The sequence below is a fragment of the Rhodococcus sp. MEB032 genome, assembly GCF_030208925.1.
In the GTDB taxonomy this organism is placed as follows: domain Bacteria; phylum Actinomycetota; class Actinomycetes; order Mycobacteriales; family Mycobacteriaceae; genus Rhodococcus_F; species Rhodococcus_F qingshengii.
The window spans coordinates 79507-98055 of the sequence record NZ_JARVSY010000046.1; the positions used below are offsets into that span (position 1 = coordinate 79507).

Genomic DNA, 18549 nt, shown 5'->3' on the forward strand with positions numbered 1-18549 from the left:
GCCGGAAATTGCGCTACCAGACGAACGTGTTGCCGCACGACGCTTTTCAAGTGACGATGGCCCTCATGAAGCTGTTGATGCTCGGAGGAACACGGTTCCTCGGCCACGCTCTCGTCGATGACGCTTTGGCTCGGGGCTGGGAAGTGACAGTGCTCCATCGTGGGCTCACCGGAGCGCCACCACCTACAGCGGAGGTCCTGTTCGCGGATCGCACCGATCAGCGTGCGATGGTTGATGCGCTCGGTGATCGTCGATGGGATCTTGTCGTCGACACCTGGTCGGGTAGCCCCCGAGTGATCGGGGCAAATGCGCGCGTCTTACTCGGTCACGTCGACCGGTACGCATACATCTCCAGTGGATCCGTCTACCAATGGGGCTTGCACGTAGACGAGACCTCACCAGTGGTGGCCGCATCTGCAACCTCCGATGACTACAGCGATTACGCGTCCGCCAAACGCGGGGCCGAACTCGCTGTCCTGGAATCCTTCCCGGACGCGTTACTCGCGAGGGCAGGGTTGATCCTCGGCCCGCGCGAGGACATCGGGCGGTTGCCGTGGTGGCTGCAGCGTATCGCGGCGGGCGGACGTGTCGTTGCTCCCGGAGTGCCGACCAGACCGTTGCAGTACGTCGATGCCCGCGACATCGCAACCTTTGTCCTGGCCGGACTGGCCGCCGGGATCAGCGGGGCATACGACGTCATCAGCCCGTCCGGCCACACCACTACCTCCGGACTCCTCCAGGCGTGCGTGGTTGCCACCGGTTCGGACGCTGAACTCGTGTGGATCGACGAGGACAGGCTGGCGGCCGCTGGAGCGCAGCCGTGGACACAACTTCCGTGTTGGGTGCCGCAGGAGGGTGAGTTCGCGGGCTTCCTCGAAGCCGACACCGCCAAGGCGGGGCAAGCAGGGCTGCGGTGCCGGCCCGTCGAAGACACCGTGCGCGATACCTGGGAGTGGATGCAGCGGGAAACTCTGCCGACTCAGCGGGAGGATCGTGCGGTGCACGGCCTTCCATCCGAGATCGAAAAGGAACTACTCTCCGCCGGACAGTGAAACGAGTCTGGCCCGGTTCGCATTCGAACCGGGCCAGACTCGTGAAAGACGATCGATCAGGCGTACAGGTCTCTGATCTTGGTCTTGTGAGCTTCGTGAATGATGTTGCGCTTGAGCTTGAGCGTCGGCGTCAATTCACCGGTCTCCTGGGTGAAGTCGACCTCGAGGATCGTGTACTTCTTGATCTGCTCGGGGTTGGAGACCTTCTTGTTCGCGTCGGCAACGGCCGAGTCGATCTCGGCGATCAGGTCGGCGTTCTTCACCAGATCGGCAATCGGGGTGCCGGCGGGCAGGCCGTTGCGCTCGACCCAACCGGGCAGAGTCTCCGGATCGAGGGTGATCAGTGCACCGATGAACGGCTGACCGTCGCCGACGACGAGGCACTGGCTGATCAGAGCGTGCGCGCGCAGGGAATCTTCGAGGCCTGCCGGTGCGACGTTCTTGCCGCCCGCGGTGACGATGATTTCCTTCTTGCGTCCGGTGATGGAGACGTAGCCCTCGTTGTCGATCGAGCCGAGGTCGCCGGTGTGGAACCAGCCGTCGACGATGGATTCGGCAGTGGCCTTCTCGTTGTGCCAGTAGCCGGCGAACACGACCGGGCCCTGCAGGAGGAGTTCGCCGTCCTCGGCGATCCGTGCTGCATGGCCGTTGATCGGCTTGCCGACGGTGCCGACGCGCTGCGCGCTCGAGGTGTTGACGGTGATTGCGGCGCTGGTCTCGGTGAGTCCGTAGCCCTCGTAGATCGGGATGCCGACGCCGCGGAAGTAGTGGCCGAGGCGCGCGCCGAGGGCTGCGCCACCGGAGACTGCACGCTCGCACTCGCCACCCAGAGCTGCACGCAACTTCGAGTAGACGAGCTTGTCGAATACCGCGTGCTTGAGCTTGAGTGCCAGGCCGGGGCCACCCTTTTCGAGGGATTCGCTGTATTCGATGGCGGTGGCAGCAGCCTTGTCGAAGATGCTGCCCTTACCGCCGTCGACTGCCTTCTGGCGAGCCGAGTTGTACACCTTCTCGAACACGCGGGGCACCGAGAGGATGAAGTTGGGCTTGAAGCCGGCGAACTGCTCGAGCAGCGTCGTCAGGTCCGACGTGTGGGCGACGGTGACCTTGGCGTCGAAAGCGCCGAAGGAGATCGCCCGCGCGAATACGTGGGCAAGCGGCAGGAACATCAGAGTCTTCTTGCCGGGGACCATGGACTCCGGCATCGCCAGGCGGCAGGCGTTGGACTCGGCGTAGAAGTTGGAGTGCGTCAGCTGGACACCCTTGGGGCGTCCGGTGGTTCCGGAGGTGTAGATCAGGGTCGCGGGCGAGGCAGCGGTGACCTGGTGACGACGAGTGTGCAGTTCTTCGTCGGTGATTGCCGAACCGCGACTGGACAGCTCGTCGATCGCACCCGACTCGATGACAAGAACCTCGCGGAGGGCTTCTGCGCCGTCGGTGACTTCCTTGTGAGTCTCCGCGTGCTTGGCCGTTTCGACGACCAGAAGTGTCGTCGCTGAATCCTCGAGGATCCACTGCGCCTGATCAGGGGAGGAGGTCTCGTAGATCGCGACGGTGCATCCGCCGGCAGTCCAGATGGCGTAGTCGAGAACGACCCACTCGTAGCGAGTCGCGGACAGGATAGCGACGCGGTCGCCGAGCTCGACACCTGACGCGATCAGGCCCTTGGCAACTGCGGAGACCTGCTTCGCGAATTCAGCTGCAGTGACGTCGACCCATCCACCGTTCGACGGCCTCTTGAACGGCACGAATGTGGGGTCTTCTTCGGCGTGACGGAACACGGAGTCGGCCATGGATACGTTCTCCGGAATTGAGAACGACTGTGGAACTGAGAACTCGCGCACTATTGACCCCTCCAGTGACTACTGACATTTCTGATGTGCATTGCATCACATTAGTCGTCATTTTGCACTGTCGTTACTATTCGGTAGAACTGGTCGGGCGCTGACCTGCAGTTTAGTGTGACCGCCTGTTTACAGGTACTCAGGCGACGTGTTGGAGCGTGCGACCGTGCACGGACAGCCACCGCCGAATTGCGTAGTCCAATCGGTCCGGATCCACTCCGAGTTGCTCTGCAGTAGCTGCAAGGATCTCCGAGGTGTCTCCCGGCAACTCGGTGGTGCCGAGTGTCGCGCTGATGAAGGTGTCGGCAGCGGTCCCCAGATCGGTGTGCGGAATTCCGGCCAACATCAACAGGTGGGCCCAGGTCACTTCGGAACCGTCTCCGCACGCGTCCACCCAGGCATGGTGAACGGCTTCGAGAGCGTTGTCGGAATCGGCGGCCGACAGCAGGTCCTCGACGCTGTTGATCCGCAAGTGATGGAGTTTCTCGGCGACCTGTTGGATGTGCCGTGCCTCGATCGGGACACCCGTCGCCGTGTAGCGACGCTTGTACGAGCCGATCTTGCCTGCCCACTGGTCCGAACTGCCGGCTTCCTCGAAGGTGCGGAGTAGTTCACGTGCGCCATCCGTGACGGGTTTGTCCTCGCGGGCTTTCCGGTACGCCAGGTAGCGATCGACGACGGTCACTTCGCTGTGACCCGACGTGGACTGAACGGATTCGATGATGCACAGGGCGAGGCTCTGTCGATAAGCGTCTGACGCAACCCAGGCGGAAGGGTCGCCCAGGCGGTCACGGCACGCAGCTGCGACGGCGTCGACGGTATCGGTCGAGATGGTCACGGTTCCTCCAGAAAGCCGAATTCTTTTTGTTCCATTTGGGCTATCGGCACCGAGGAGCGAAATGTTGCACACATCACAAATTCTCAGAGATCTCTTGGACTGTGCTCAGGCTGGAGAGGTGTGCACTCAGGCGAGGAAGGACAGCACTTCGTCGTCGCTGAGTTGATGAAAGTCCTCGAATGCAGCACCGACGCCGCCTAACAGGGCAGGAACGAAGGGGCAGACGACCCGATCGGCGGAGCACGCGATCACTCTCATGGCTTCGGGGGAGGCTACTGGGACAGCGACGATCACGGAGGCAGCACCCGCGGTGCGCGCGCATCGGCAGGCAACGGCGGCACTCGCGCCCGTAGCCATTCCGTCGTCGACGATCACCGCAGTGCGTCCGTGGAGGGAAACCGGGGTCCGCCCCTCGCGCAGGAGATGCGCCCGCCGTTCCAATTCGGTTCGCTCGTCGCGTTCGACGGCGACGAGTTCTCTTTTCGAGACGCGAACCGCTGCGATGACGTCGTGGTTGAGGACCCGCACGCCGCCCTCACCGATAGCGCCCATCGCCAGTTCCGGGTTGTACGGACTGCCGAGCTTGCGCACCACCACGATGTCGAGCGGAGCGTTCAATGCCGCAGCCACCTCGGCTGCGACCGGAACTCCGCCGCGCGGGAGTCCGAGAACGACGGGCTTGTCGATACGCAAGGTCTCGAGCCGCCCGGCCAGAAATCTGCCGGCGGAAGATCGATCCCGATACTGGGTCACTGCGTTGTCCTCGAGAAGCTCGAACCCCGACCAGTTCGACGCTACTCGCTGCAGGTCACCGCGACGAGACTGTGAACCTCCGCAGCGCGAGAGCGGGATTCTTCTCGCGTACCTCGGCGATGCGAGCAGCCGAAACGAGTGCGGTGGCGACCCCGACCTGCTCGCCAAGTGAACACATCACGACGCCCATCGGGTCGACGATCATGCTGGCACCCGCGCCGCCGCGCGCGCTCTGATCTGCCGCTGCGATGTACATCGTGTTCTCGATGGCCCGGGCGCGCACGAGAGTGGTCCAGTGGTCTTCCTTGAGCGGCCCCGGCACCCACTGGGCGGGCAGGAGCAAGATGTCTGCGCCGACGTCGACGATGCGCCGGGTGACTTCCGGGAAGCGCAGGTCGTAGCAGGTCTGGAGGCCGAAGGTCAGGCCGTCGCACCCGAAAGTCTGCGGTTCGGTGATCTCGCCCGCGCGGATCACGGCTGACTCCTGGTAACCGAAAGCGTCGTAAAGATGCAGTTTCCGGTAGGTCGCCACCAGTTCGCCGTTCGGGTCCATCGCGACGAGGGTGTTGGAGATTCTGCTCACGTCGTCGATCCGCTCGTTCATTCCTGCCACGAGGAAGATTCCGAACTCCGCGGCGACCGACGCCAGCGCCGAACCGAATTCGCCGTCCAGGTCCTCCGCGGACTCGATCAAACGCTCATCCGTCTTCGGTGCGGTGAACATCGAGTATTCCGGCGCCACGACAACTTTCGCGCCGCGTGCTGCTGCATCGGAAGCCAGTGATCGCAGTGATTCGAGGTTGGCTTTCTTGTCCGTCCCCGGGGCGAATTGGGCAATCGCGACAACGGTCTGGGAGGGGGTGGCTGCGGTGGCTGCGGTCATGCTTTCTACGCTAGGCGAAACCCGCTGGGAGGGTGGATCTGTCGTAAAAGCACCCCCGGTATGTCGTCGTGTCTATACTCTATCCGCTAAACTGCTGGTCAAATGAGTGATATTGAGCGTGACCCCGAACCCCCAACATTTGCCGACCTCGACATCGATGATCGGGTACTGAAGGCACTGTCAGACGTGGGCTACGAGTCGCCCTCGCCCATTCAGGCTGCCACCATTCCGCCGCTGCTCGAAGGCAAGGACGTCGTCGGTCTCGCACAGACCGGTACCGGCAAGACCGCAGCCTTCGCAGTTCCAGTCCTGTCGCGGATCGACACGTCGATCAAGCAGACCCAGGCGCTGGTGCTTGCTCCCACGCGTGAGCTGGCGCTTCAGGTTGCCGAGGCATTCGGCAAGTACTCCGCGCACATCCCCGGACTCAACGTGCTGCCGATCTACGGTGGCCAGAGCTACGGCGTCCAGCTGTCGGGCCTGCGCCGCGGCGCACACGTCGTCGTCGGTACCCCGGGTCGTGTCATCGACCATCTCGAAAAGGGCACCCTGGATCTGACCAATCTCAAGTACCTCGTTCTCGACGAGGCCGACGAGATGCTCAAGATGGGGTTCCAGGAGGACGTCGAGCGCATCCTCCGCGACACCCCCGGCGACAAGCAGGTCGCTCTGTTCTCGGCAACGATGCCCGGCTCGATTCGCCGGATCTCGAAGCAGTACCTGAACAATCCGGTCGAGATCACCGTCAAGTCCAAGACGTCGACCGCCTCGAACATCACGCAGCGCTACATTCAGGTTGCTCATCAGCGCAAGCTCGATGCACTGACCCGAGTCCTCGAGGTCGAGGCATTCGAGGCGATGATCATCTTCGTCCGTACCAAGCAGGCCACCGAAGACCTGGCGGAGAAGCTGCGGGCCCGCGGGCACTCGGCTGCCGCGATCAACGGCGACATCGTCCAGGCACAGCGTGAGCGGACCATCGGTCAGCTCAAGAACGGCGCCCTCGACATCCTCGTCGCGACCGACGTTGCCGCTCGAGGCCTCGACGTGGATCGAATCTCCCACGTCGTCAACTACGACATCCCGCATGACACGGAGTCGTACGTCCACCGCATCGGTCGTACCGGCCGCGCCGGTCGTCAGGGTGACGCGTTGCTGTTCGTCGCCCCGCGTGAGCGTCATCTGCTCAAGTCCATCGAGAAGGCGACCCGTCAGCCGCTTGCGGAGATGCAGCTTCCCAGTGTCGACGACGTCAACGCCCAGCGCGTGGCCAAGTTCGGTGACTCCATCACCGAGAGCCTGGCCTCGGAGAATCTCGCGATGTTCCGCAAGATGATCGAGGACTACGACCAGGAACACGACGTTCCGCTCATCGACATCGCTGCCGCTCTGGCGTTGCAGTCGCGCGACGGCGAAGCATTCTTGCTTTCTCCCGAGCCGCCGGCACCGCCGCGTCGTGAGCGCGAGCCTCGTGAACCACGTCCTCCCCGTCGTTTCGACGATGGCCCGGCGCCGCGCTCGCGTGGGCCCGAGGGCCAGGAGCTGGCCGCGTACCGCATTGCAGTCGGCAAGCGTCACCGCGTCGTTCCGGGTGCCATCGTCGGTGCCATCGCCAACGAGGGTGGGCTTCGTCGAAGCGACTTCGGGCACATCAGCATTCGCCCGGATCACAGCATCGTCGAGCTGCCGGCCGACCTCTCCAACGAGACTCTCGAAGCTTTGCGTCGCACACGCATCTCCGGCGTCCTGATCCAGCTGCAGCCTGATTTCGGGCCGCCGCAGGGACGTCCGAGTGGCCGTGGCGACCGTGGTGGCCGGGACGATCGTGGTGGACGTGACGACCGCCGCGGTGGCGGACGCGATCGCTACAACGACTGACATACAGCTTCAACGACTGTCATGAAGACTGAAACAGGCGCTGCCCTCCGCGAGGAGGACAGCGCCTGTTTTCTGTGTGGGGGGCAAGGCGCTGCGCGGTATCAGATCGGCGTCGGTGCGAGGGCGCCGTTCTTCCGGGCGTTGGTGTCGAACTGCGTGCGGTACAACTCGGCGTAGCGGCCGCCGCGCGCGAGCAGTTCCTCATGGTTGCCGCGCTCGACGATCTGGCCTGCCTCGACGACAAGGATCAGGTCCGCGGAACGGATCGTCGACAATCGGTGAGCGATCACCACCGCAGTCCGCCCGGCGAGTGCTTCGCCGAGTGCTTCCTGAACCGCAGCTTCCGACGTCGAGTCGAGATGCGCGGTGGCCTCGTCTAAGATGACGACGCGAGGCTGGGCCAGGAGCAGGCGTGCGATGGTCAGGCGTTGACGCTCGCCGCCCGAGAGGCGGTAACCGCGTTCACCCACCACGGTCTCCAGTCCGTCGGGCAGCGACGCAACCAGGTCGGTGAGCCGTGCGCGCTCCAGAACCTCACGCAGATCCTCTTCGGTGGCATCCGGTCGCGCAAGGAGCAGGTTGGATCGAAGGCTCTCGTGGAACAGGTGCCCGTCCTGCGTGACCATGCCGACGGTCTCCCGGATGGAATCGGTACTGAGGTCTCGGACGTCGACGCCGCCCAACTCGACCGAACCGGAGTCGATGTCGTAGAGGCGCGGAATCATCTGCGCCACGGTCGACTTTCCGGCGCCGGACGTGCCGACCAAGGCGACCATCTGTCCTGCTTCGGTGCGGAACGACAGGTCGTGCAACACGTCCTCGCCGCCGCGGGTGTCGAGGATCGCGACTTCCTCCAGGGACGCGAGAGACACCTTGTCCGCGGATGGGTATGCAAAAGTGACGTTCTTGAACTCGACGGACACCGGTCCCTGCGGCACCGTGCGTGCATCGGGCTTCTCGGTGATGAGCGGCGCCAGATCGAGAATCTCGAATACCCGCTCGAAGCTGACCAGGGCGCTCATGACGTCCACCCGGGCGCTGGCCAGTGCGGTCAACGGCGAGTACAGCCGCGTCAACAACAATGCCATCGCCACGACGGCGCCTGCGTCCAACTGTCCGCGCAGCGCGTAGAAACCGCCGAGTCCGTAGACGAGGGCAAGAGCAAGGGCCGAGACCAGCGTCAGCGCTGTGACGAAGACGGACTGCAGCATTGCGGTCCGGACTCCGATGTTGCGCACACGCCTGGCGCGAACCGCGAACTCCGCAGATTCTTGCGACGGGCGGCCGAACAGCTTGACCAGAGTCGCGCCGGGAGCGGAGAACCGCTCCGTCATCTGGGTGCTCATGAGCGAATTATGGTTGGCTGCTTCACGATTGAGTGCTGCAAGTTTTGCGCCCATGCGCCGTGCGGGGATGACGAAGATCGGGAGAAGTAGCAGCGCGAGGACGGTGATCTGCCAGGAGATCCCGAGCATGACGATCAGCGTGATCACCAGGGTGACCAGATTGCTGACCACTCCGGACAAGGTGTCGCTGAAGGCGCGCTGAGCGCCGATGACGTCGTTGTTGAGACGGCTGACCAGTGCTCCGGTTCGAGTTCTGGTGAAGAACGCGATGGGCATCTTCTGGACGTGATCGAAGACGGTGGTGCGCAGATGCAGGATCAGGTCTTCGCCGATGCTGGCCGAGAGCCACCGGGTCAACAGTCCCAGAGCGGCTTCGAGAAGTGCTACCAGTGCGATCAGGGCGGCAAGTTTGACGACCACGTCGACGGCGTCGCCGCCGACTATCGCGTTGACCACGCGCCCGGCCAGGACAGGTGTTGCCACGGCAAGCGCAGCAGTGACGACACTCAGTACGAGGTACCAGCTGAGGTTGCGTTTCTGTGGAACTGCGAACGTCGCGATCCGCTTCAGTGTCGCCTTCGAGAACGGGCGCCGATCTTCTTGCGCGTGCATCGCGTTGTACATCGCGTTCCACGCGGTGACTTCCATACTCATGACTTCGCCCCTCCGGTCGCCGGCCACGAAGATTACGTGGCCGGTACGACACGAAGGTAGAACCTCAACCAAACTTCAGGTCAAGTGCGGCCTCAGCGGGCCACGTCGACCACCACGCGAGGAGGGTCGCTGAGCGTCGTGACCGTGAACGGCTGCTTCTCGGTCACGCCGATGAACGACTGCGTGACTCCCTCGAAGACGTTGGACCCGTTGACCTCGGTCACGACTCCGCCGACGCCGGGGACCGGGTTGGGGCCGGAGTACTGCTCGACTCCGCTGTCGAAGGGATATGCGGAACCGTCGATCAGGACCTGGATCACTGCGGCACCCTTGATGTCCACGGGCTTACCGCTGCCTTCCTGCGTCGCCGCGTCGACGTACTTGACGCGCCAACCGGGTGTGCCGGTTCCGCCCATTTCGTAGACGACACGATCGAATCCGTCGTGCTCGCCCACTCGGATGTCGACGACGGTGAGCTTGGATTCGGTGCCCGCAGCCGACGTCTTGTCGGAGCTGTCCGTCGGGACTGGTTCTGTGGTCGACGCTGCTGCACTCGAGGTCGAGGTCGAGGTGACGGCCGAGGTGGCTGCCGTGGGAGTGGTCTCCGCGTCCTGCGAACAGGCAGTCAGGCTCACGCCCACTGCGATGGCAGCGACAGCGGCAAATGATCTCGTCCGGTTCGTTGTCATGACTCGATCGTAGGGCTCGCGTTATCGGGATCCGCGGCGGCGGTGCCCGGAGTTACCTAACCGATATCGCCGTCGACATAGAGCCACTTACCCTCTGTTCGCGCAAATCGACTGCGTTCGTGGAGCATTCCCCGCTCGCGTCCGAATGTGTAGTGAGCGCGAAATTCCACGACGCCGTCGGAATCGAACAGCCCGCCCCGTTCGGTGTCCAGGATCTCCAACCGGAGCCATTTCTGGTCGGGGTCGAGATCGAGTTGGGCTGGGCGATGGTCGGGATGCCAAGTCTGCGTGAGATATTCGTCGTCCATCACAGCGAAAGCCGTGTAACGCGAACGCATCAGGGTTTCGGCGGTCGGTGCGTGCGCTACTCCGCTGATGTACTTGCCGCAGCATTCGGCCAACGCGTTGCCGCTGCCGCACGGGCACGGATCGGTCGGATTGGGTGTGGTGGGGCGGCGCGAAGTCACCGCCCCATTACAGCACGCGAACTCAGACCAGTTTGTGTTCGCGGTTCTCCCAGTACGGTTTGCGGAGGTCGCGTTTGAGGATCTTTCCGGTGGGATTGCGGGGAAGAATCTCGACGACGTCGATACTGGTCGGGCACTTGAACTTTGCGAGGCGTTCCTGTGTATAGGTGATCAGTTCGGCTTCGTCGATCTGCGCTTCGGCAGTGAGAACCACGACAGCCTTGACGGTTTCACCCCAACGGTCGTCGGGAACGCCGATGACCGCGACCTCGGCGATTGCCGGATGCTCCACCAGTACTCGTTCGATCTCGGGGGAGTAGACGTTCTCGCCGCCGGTGATGATCATGTCCTTGAGGCGGTCCTCGATGAAGACGAAGCCGCCGGAGTCGGCGCGGCCCATGTCGCCGCTACGTAGCCACCCGTCTGCGGTAATCGTTTCGGCCGTCGCCTCAGGCTTGCCCAGGTATCCGGGTGTGCACTGTTCGGATCGCCACCACAGTTCACCGGTCGTTCCGGTGGGCACGTCCTCGAGCGTGACGGGGTCCACCACGCGCATCTCGACGCCGGGGATCGCCGTACCTGCTGATGCCATGCGCTCGACCTGCGACTCGTCGCGGTGAACGTCCGGCATCAACGCGGTAATGACGCCTGCCATTTCGGTCATGCCGTAGACCTGCACGAATTCGGTGTCCGGCCACGCTGCGAGTGCCGCGCGCAACAGTGGGAGCGGCATGGGGGCGGCGCCGTAGGTGATGCGTTTGAATGCTTTGAAGGCGGCGACCGCCTGCTCGCCTGCGGCCAGGACTCCGGCAATGACCGGTGGGACGAGAAAGGCGATGTTGGCTCCGGCGGCGAGACCGGCGAAGATCGACGGTCCGTCGGCTTCTCTCGTGAAGTAACAGCGGCCACCGGTGTGAATTGCCATGATGGCGTAGCACGTTCCGCCGACGTGGAACATCGGCATCGCGATCAAGAATCGGTGATCCTCGTGGGCCGGCAGGATTTCGAGGACATTGTTGCTGTGCGCGAACAGGTTTCGATGCGTGAGCTGGACACCCTTGGGGCGACCGGTCGTCCCGGAACTGTAGAGAACCAGAGCGGTGGCATCGGGGCTCACCTCGGGGCGGGAGTGCAGCGGTGTGACCTCGTCGATCCACGGCTCGAATTCGTCGTGTTCACCGCCGACGGCGAAGATCGATTCGACGGCCGTCAAGCGGTCTCGCATCGCGACGACCTGGGGGAGTAGTTCGCTGCCGACGAACAGAATGCGAGCGCCACAGTCCGCGAGAACGTAATCCAGCTCTTCGCTCGAAAGTCGCCAGTTGGGAACGACATTCGCGGCGCCGAGCAGTGAGGCGGCGTAGGTGACTTCGAGACAGGACAGATGATTCTTGTCGACGAACGCGACAGTGTCGCCGGCACCGATGCCTGATTCGGCGAGGGCGGCGGCGATACGCAAGATGCGGTCCCGCCACTGAGCCCACGTGAATTCGGTCCCTTGGAAGGTCATCGCTGCTTGATCAGGCTTGACCGTCGCCCAGTGCTCTAGCCGATCGAAAATGATTCCAGCGGTGGCGTCGGACATTCGGCCGCCTCTCTCGTGTGATTGGTGTCACAAGGTTAATGTGCGCCCGGTCTTCGTATCGCTGTTTCCAGTCAATGCGCACAAGCATGAGGGGTCGCATTCCCCCGACCCTGACCGGCTCGGCCGCAGATATCAGGGTGGTCCCCGATGGCGGGCGCGCCCGCCACCCGACAGGATGGAACCAACCATTGCGGGCGTCCGTGTTTTCACGGGCGCCCGTCACGCCCGCAAAGTAGCACCGAAGTGAACAGGAAAGGCGATCATGAGTTCGCACGCCCAGGATGTCGCGGCCCGCGCAGTCGGCCTGTCCAAGACCTACGGCACCGGAGATACCCAGGTGCACGCCCTCAGTTCGGTGTCCGCAGATTTCGCCCGCGGTGAGTTCACGGCGATCATGGGGCCGTCCGGTTCCGGTAAGTCGACGCTGATGCATTGCCTCGCCGGTCTGGATTCCGCCAGTTCGGGTTCTGTTCTCATCGGTGACACGGAACTCACGACGCTTTCCGACAAACAGATGACCCAATTGCGACGCGATCGCATCGGTTTCGTTTTCCAGGCGTTCAACCTGGTGCCGACCCTGACCGCGCTCGAGAACATCACGTTGCCGCTCGACATCGCGGGACGCAAAGCGGACCCGACCTGGTTGAACAGCGTCCTGACCAAGCTGGGTCTCGGGGATCGCCTCGATCATCGGCCGGGAGAGCTCTCGGGTGGTCAGCAGCAGCGTGTGGCGTGTGCGCGTGCGCTGGCGGGTCAGCCGGAGATCATCTTCGGCGACGAGCCGACCGGAAACCTCGATTCGAAGTCCTCCGGTGAGGTGCTCTCGATCCTGCGGGCGGCCGTCGACGAGTTCAACCAGACCGTGGTGATCGTGACGCACGATCCGCGGGCAGCGGCGTATGCCGACCGGGTGGTGTTCCTCGCGGACGGCAAGATCGTCGACGAATTGCGCGAGCCTACGGCGGATTCGGTCCTCGACCGGATGAAGCGTCTGGACGCTCCGCAGGCGGTCGTGAACGTGGAAGCCGGGGCTTGAGCACATGGCTTCGGTAAGTAACTCGCCGATGCGCAAGGTTTCCCTGCGCAACTTGGCGGCACACAAGGTGCGACTTGCGCTGACGGTTCTCTCCGTGGTGCTTGGCACGGCTTTTGTCGCGGGGTCGTTCGTTTTCACCGACACCCTCCAGAAGACTTTCGATTCGATCTTCGAGAACACCGCCCAGGGCGTCGACGTCCGGGTATCGATGGAAGAGCGCAACACCAGTGGCGTCCCGGTCGAGGATGTCGACAAACTTGCCGCAGTCGACGGCGTTCGAGCGGTAGCCCCGGCCGTCAGTGGACAGATCGTCCTGATCAACGCAGACGGCGGCGCTGTTCAGACCGGCGGCGCGCCGAGTATCGGTCAGTCCTACCTACCGCCGGGCCAGGCGATTGCCGAACCCGACACCTTCGTCGAGGGCGCGCCTCCGACGCAGACCGGTCAGGTCGCGCTGAACACCAGCGCCGCCGAGCGAGCCGGACTGAAGGTGGGGGACTCCGCCAAGGTTCTGGCACCGGCCCGCGGAATCGTGGACGTGACGTTGTCCGGTATCTACGAGGGGGCGGGCAGTGACACCGGCGGGTTCATCGGCGCGCTCTTCACCGACGAGCAGGCCCGTGGACTCTTCACCGACGGCCAACACGTCGAGTACATCGACGTCGCGGGCGACGGGGTGTCGCAGACGGAACTGCAGCAACGCGTCGAGCAGGTTTTCCCCGATCTCAAGGTGCAGACCGGCGACCAGGTTCGTGAGGAGACCAAGGCCGAGGTCGACTCGGCGCTGAGCTTCATCAACTACTTCCTGTTGGCGTTCGGCGCGATTGCTCTGCTCGTCGGAACGTTCATCATCTACAACACCTTCTCGATGATCGTGGCGCAGCGTCTTCGTGAGCTGGCGCTGCTGCGTGCGATCGGTGCGAGCCGAGCGCAGGTCGGCCGTTCGGTGGTCACCGAGGCGCTCGTGGTCGGACTCATCGGCAGCATCATCGGTCTGCTCGGCGGTATCGGTCTCGCCTACGGATTGCGCAGTCTCCTCAACACATTCGACGTCGGTCTGCCGGAAGGCCCGCTCCAGGTGGGTGCCCGCACGATCATCGTCGCGTTGGTGGTCGGCGTCGTCGTCACGACGCTCAGCGCTTACGCCCCGGCTCGTCGTGCGTCGAAGATCCCGCCGGTGGCGGCCATGCGTGAGGAGTTCGCCTCCACCGGCGACTCACTGCGAGTGCGGACGTTGATCGGTGCGATTCTCGGCGTGATCGGTGTGGCACTGCTCGTGTTCGGCTCTCGCGGTACCGGCGGCGGCGCGGCGCTGATCGTAGGCCTCGGTGCGTTCTCGTTGATCATCGCGGTGCTTCTCGGGGCTCCCGCGCTGTCGCGGCCGATCGTCGGCGCGCTCGGTGCCGTGTTCGCCAAGCCGTTCGGTGCCATAGGGCGATTGGCTCGTACCAATGCGGTGCGCAATCCCCGTCGCACGGCCGCAACGGCATTCGCGTTGACTCTCGGTCTGATGCTGGTGACGGTCATCGGAGTGTTCGGTTCCTCGGCCAAGGCGAGCATCAATGCTCTTGTCGACGTGGGTGTTTCGGCCGACTACATCCTGACCGGTCCCAACGCGATCGGCGTGCCGCGAGGTGCGGCCGACGCAGTCCGACAGGTGCCCGACGTGCAGAGCGCGACGTCGTTGCACGGAGTGCGTGCGAAGGTCGACGGTGAGGACGAGCAGGGCGCTTCGTTCGACGGTCCGATCGAAGGCGTGCTCGAATACAAGATCCTCGAGGGCACGGTCGATCTGACCGGCAACAACATGCTCGTCTCGAAGTCGACTGCGGACGACAAGGGTTGGACTGTGGGTTCGACCCAGACGTTGACCGGTCCCGGCGGCGTCGAGTACCAGACGGTTGTCGCGGGAGTGTTCGAGGACAACCAGCTGATCGGCTCGTGGATCGTCTCGGACGAGGCGTACAGGAAGCTGATGCCGGCCGAGAGTCTGCCGGACTTCGTGGTTCTGGTGAAGGCGAAGCCTGGCGCGGATCTGACAACGCTGCGATCCGAGCTCGAAACGGCCACGGAGAAGTACGTCGTCGTCCAGGTGCAGGATCGTGAGGAGTTCAAGGGAACTCAGGGCCAGCAGATCAACACGTTGTTGGCGATCCTCTACGGACTGCTTGCACTCGCGGTCGTGATCGCAATCCTGGGCATCATCAACACCCTGGCACTCTCGGTGGTCGAGCGGCGACGAGAAATCGGAATGCTGCGAGCTGTCGGCATGCAGCGCGGACAGATGCGACGCACGATCTACCTCGAGTCGGTGCTCATCGCGGTGTACGGCGCGGCGGTCGGAGTTGTTCTCGGCATCGCGTTCGGTTGGGCCTTCGTGAGCACTCTCGCGGATCAGGGCCTCGACAAGATCACGATCCCGTGGGGTCAGGTGGTCGGAATGCTGATCGGCTCGGGTGTGGTGGGTGTCTTGGCGGCGCTGTGGCCGGCCAACCGAGCGGCCAAGACAAAGCCGCTGGAGGCGATTGCAGACATGTAGGGCCTTCGGCCCCCGTGCGCACTTTTGGTAGCGGTAACAGCCGAAAGTGCGCACGGTACCGTTGCCACATGAGCACCCTTCAAGAAGTCGGCGAACGTGAATCCTGGCGCTGCTGGCTGTGTGACGAACCGGTCGATCCCGACATGTCCGTCAATGATCCGCGCGGCCCGAGTATCGACAGCATCAATACCGCAAAAAAGGGTGGCAAGACCAAAGGTGGCGTCGAACGCTTGGCGCACCGCGCATGCAACACCAAGAAGGGTGCGGTCAAACCTGTTGTGGAATGGCCGGATCGGCTGTTCGTCGTGGATCCCGCCCCGATCATCGGGGTCGTGGAGCAGCTCGAGCGAAAGGGTGGCCGCGTCGCCGTCGCTCGCTGCCCCGGCAAGGACGACGCCCAGGAAGCGTCGGATTGGCTGATCGATCGGTTGTCGCGTCTGGCTCCCGCGTTGAATGTCGAAACAAGCATCGACGCCGCGGGCGGGGGTTACCTGTTGGTCCTGAAAACCGTGTAGGAGGTCGGCCCCGAGTGCCGTCTTTTGCGGTACCTGTTCCGCCTCCATAGCTGTCGGGGTACGGTCGAACCGAACATGAATCCGGTTTCGAGTGCGAAGGAATCCCGATGAACCTGGCATTGACCGACGAGGAACTAGCGTTCCGCGACGAGATGCGGACGTTCTTCCGTACGCAAATCCCCGCGGACATCAGGGAGGCGTACGCCCACGGCGAGGAGTTGGGGCGCGACCGTATGGTCGAGGCGCAGCAGATCCTCAACGCTCACGGTCTGGCGGTACCGCACTGGCCGGTCGAGTGGGGCGGCAAGGACTGGACCCCGGTCCAGCACAACATCTGGCTCGACGAACTGCAGCTTGCGTCGGTTCCCGAACCTTTGGCGTTCAACGCCAACATGGTCGGTCCGGTCATCGCGGCCTTCGGCTCGCAGGAGCAGAAGGAGAAGTTCCTTCCGGCGACTGCCAACCTCGACATCTGGTGGTGCCAGGGATTCTCCGAACCCGAGGCCGGTTCCGATCTCGCTTCGCTCAAGACCCGTGCGGTCCGCGACGGCGACGACTGGGTCATCAATGGTCAGAAGACCTGGACGACGCTGGGACAGTACGCCGACTGGATCTTCTGCCTCGTGCGCACCAATCCCGATGCGCCCAAGCGTCAGGCCGGCATCTCGTTCATCCTTGTCGATCTGAAGACGCCTGGCGTCACGGTCCGCCCGATCAAGCTGATCGACGGCGGCTACGAGGTCAACGAAGTGTTCTTCGAGGACGTCCGCGTTCCGGGAGAGAACCTGGTCGGTGAAGAGAACCAGGGCTGGGGCTACGCCAAGTTCCTGCTCGGCAACGAGCGAACCGGTGTCACCCGCGTCGGTTTCTCGAAGGTTCGTCTGGCCCAGGCCAAGGCTCGCGCTGCCGAGGTCAAGGTCGGTAACGGAACACTGCTCGAAGATCCGCTCTTCGCTGCTCGCCTCGCCGAACTCGAAAACGAATTGCTTGCCCTCGAGCTCACTCAGCTCCGGGTGGTCGCCAGTTCCGCTGACGGCCAGCCGAACCCGGCGTCGTCGCTGCTCAAGCTTCGTGGCTCCGAATTGCAGCAGGCGAGCGTCGAACTGCTGATGGACGTGGCCGGCCCTGATTCACTGCCGTACGACGCGGGCAGCGACATCGCCTCCGCGAGCTGGGCGCAGCACACTGCCCCGACGTACCTGAACTACCGCAAGGTATCCATCTACAGCGGATCGAGCGAAGTGCAGCGCAGCATCATCGCCTCCTCGATCCTCGGATTGTGAGGCGTGGCATGGACTTCGAACTCAACGACGAACAAAAACTTCTCCGCGACACCACCAAGGATCTCCTCGCGCGTAGCTACGACGCCGAGAAGCGCAACGCGATCATCGACTCCGATCCCGGGTGGAGCCCGCAGGTCTGGAAGCAGTTGGCCGAGGTCGGCTTGCTCGGCCTGACATTCTCCGAGGACGACGGCGGCATGGACGCCGGCCCAGTGGAAATCGGCGCGGTCATGACCGAGATCGGTCGACGCTTGGCACCCGAGCCGCTACTCGACGCGGTCGTGACGCCGGGCGGCCTCATCTCCGAAGGTGGCAGTGCAGAGCAGCGTTCGTCGATTCTTCCCGGAGTGGCCGAGGGCACCACGTTCCTCGCGTTCGCCGACCAGGAACCCGGAATCCGTTGGCCGGCAACCGAACGGGCCACCGCGGCGGCCCAGGTCGACGGCGGCTGGACCATCACCGGTATCAAGAATCCCGTCGGCCACGGCGCGACGGCGGACATCTTGGTCGTGAGCGCTGCGCTCCCCGGCGGTGGCGTCGGACTGTTCCTCGTCAAGAGCGATGCCTCCGGTTTGGTACGCAAGTCCTACGCCACTCACGACGGGTTGCGCGGGGCGCAGATCGAGTTCACCGATACGCCGGCCGAAGCACTCGGTGAGGGCGGTGACGCTACTGCTCTGATCCAGGCCGCGCAGATCCGTGAGCAGGCCGCGCTGTGCGCCGAGGCTGTCGGAGCGATGGAAGAGGCGCTACGCCTGACCACCGAATACCTCAAGACGCGTAAGCAATTCGGGGTTCCCCTCGCAAAGTTCCAGACGCTGACACACCGCGCCGCCGACCTGTACGTCTCGCTCGAGTTGGCACGCAGCATGAGTCTGTACGCAACGATGTCCCTTGCCGACGGCGTCGTCGATCCAGTGATCGCTTCGCGGGTGAAGTTGCAGATCGGGCGTTCGGCTCGGCTCATCGGCCAGGAGGCGATCCAGATGCATGGTGGTATCGGTATGACCGCCGAGTACCCGGTGGGGCACTACGTGAGCCGACTCGTCGCCATCGAGCACACCCTCGGCAGCACCGAAGATCACCTTCGGGTGTTGGCCGCCGGTGTGGCTGATCACGAGATGGTCAGCGTGGTCTGATCTTTCACGAACGACGAAGGGGCCGCATTCCGTTCCAAGGATGCGGCC

15 protein-coding genes are annotated in these 18549 nt (G+C 63.7%); 7 read left to right on the forward strand and 8 right to left on the reverse strand.

Annotated elements, in window-relative coordinates:
• The first annotated feature begins 65 nt into the window (after positions 1–65).
• Positions 66–1052 carry an NAD-dependent epimerase/dehydratase family protein gene (locus QRN54_RS30835; protein WP_285183859.1) on the forward strand — a complete coding sequence of 329 codons (987 nt, stop codon included), beginning with the start codon at positions 66–68 and terminating at the stop codon, positions 1050–1052.
• 56 nt (positions 1053–1108) lie between these two features.
• Here QRN54_RS30835 and QRN54_RS30840 read toward each other — a convergent pair whose 3' ends face one another.
• The 4 genes from QRN54_RS30840 to QRN54_RS30855 form a co-directional block, all read right to left on the reverse strand.
• Positions 1109–2896: an AMP-dependent synthetase/ligase gene (locus tag QRN54_RS30840; protein ID WP_285183860.1), complete on the reverse strand. Its 1788-nt coding sequence runs from the start codon at positions 2894–2896 to the stop codon at positions 1109–1111.
• 139 nt (positions 2897–3035) lie between these two features.
• A complete protein-coding gene (locus QRN54_RS30845) occupies positions 3036–3734 on the reverse strand; it encodes a DUF8548 family protein (protein ID WP_003945151.1) in 699 nt (232 codons plus the stop codon).
• Positions 3735–3860: 126 nt separating this feature from the next.
• A complete protein-coding gene (locus tag QRN54_RS30850) occupies positions 3861–4487 on the reverse strand; it encodes a phosphoribosyltransferase (protein WP_285183861.1) in 627 nt (208 codons plus the stop codon).
• 55 nt (positions 4488–4542) lie between these two features.
• Positions 4543–5370 (reverse strand): carbon-nitrogen hydrolase family protein, encoded by an 828-nt coding sequence (locus QRN54_RS30855; RefSeq protein ID WP_007736163.1) that lies wholly within the window; start codon positions 5368–5370, stop codon positions 4543–4545.
• A gap of 102 nt (positions 5371–5472) precedes the next feature.
• Between QRN54_RS30855 and QRN54_RS30860 the strand changes: the two genes are divergently transcribed.
• Positions 5473–7248 carry a DEAD/DEAH box helicase gene (locus QRN54_RS30860; RefSeq protein ID WP_003945121.1) on the forward strand — a complete coding sequence of 592 codons (1776 nt, stop codon included), beginning with the start codon at positions 5473–5475 and terminating at the stop codon, positions 7246–7248.
• Between the two features lie 101 nt (positions 7249–7349).
• On the opposite strand, the gene QRN54_RS30865 is transcribed toward QRN54_RS30860, so the two are convergent.
• From QRN54_RS30865 to QRN54_RS30880, 4 genes are all read right to left on the reverse strand, one after another.
• Positions 7350–9248, reverse strand: coding sequence for an ABC transporter ATP-binding protein (locus QRN54_RS30865; RefSeq protein ID WP_064444252.1), 1899 nt, complete (start codon positions 9246–9248; stop codon positions 7350–7352).
• Between the two features lie 92 nt (positions 9249–9340).
• On the reverse strand, positions 9341–9937 hold the full coding sequence (locus QRN54_RS30870; protein WP_007736169.1) for an AMIN-like domain-containing (lipo)protein: 597 nt from the start codon (positions 9935–9937) through the stop codon (positions 9341–9343).
• 56 nt (positions 9938–9993) lie between these two features.
• Positions 9994–10404, reverse strand: coding sequence for a YchJ family protein (locus QRN54_RS30875; protein ID WP_007736170.1), 411 nt, complete (start codon positions 10402–10404; stop codon positions 9994–9996).
• Positions 10405–10426: 22 nt separating this feature from the next.
• Positions 10427–11989 (reverse strand): long-chain-fatty-acid--CoA ligase, encoded by a 1563-nt coding sequence (locus QRN54_RS30880; protein WP_030536912.1) that lies wholly within the window; start codon positions 11987–11989, stop codon positions 10427–10429.
• A gap of 262 nt (positions 11990–12251) precedes the next feature.
• Between QRN54_RS30880 and QRN54_RS30885 the strand changes: the two genes are divergently transcribed.
• The 5 genes from QRN54_RS30885 (at position 12252) to QRN54_RS30905 (ending at position 18501) form a co-directional block, all read left to right on the forward strand.
• Positions 12252–13025 (forward strand): ABC transporter ATP-binding protein, encoded by a 774-nt coding sequence (locus tag QRN54_RS30885; protein ID WP_003945134.1) that lies wholly within the window; start codon positions 12252–12254, stop codon positions 13023–13025.
• 4 nt (positions 13026–13029) lie between these two features.
• A complete protein-coding gene (locus QRN54_RS30890) occupies positions 13030–15564 on the forward strand; it encodes an ABC transporter permease (protein ID WP_019749299.1) in 2535 nt (844 codons plus the stop codon).
• Positions 15565–15632: 68 nt separating this feature from the next.
• Positions 15633–16079 carry a hypothetical protein gene (locus tag QRN54_RS30895; protein ID WP_007736175.1) on the forward strand — a complete coding sequence of 149 codons (447 nt, stop codon included), beginning with the start codon at positions 15633–15635 and terminating at the stop codon, positions 16077–16079.
• A gap of 107 nt (positions 16080–16186) precedes the next feature.
• Entirely contained in the window at positions 16187–17362 is a 1176-nt protein-coding gene (locus QRN54_RS30900) for an acyl-CoA dehydrogenase family protein (protein WP_007736177.1), read from the forward strand.
• An 8-nt stretch (positions 17363–17370) separates the two neighbouring features.
• A complete protein-coding gene (locus QRN54_RS30905; RefSeq protein ID WP_030536908.1) occupies positions 17371–18501 on the forward strand; it encodes an acyl-CoA dehydrogenase family protein in 1131 nt (376 codons plus the stop codon).
• Positions 18502–18549 lie beyond the last annotated feature (48 nt).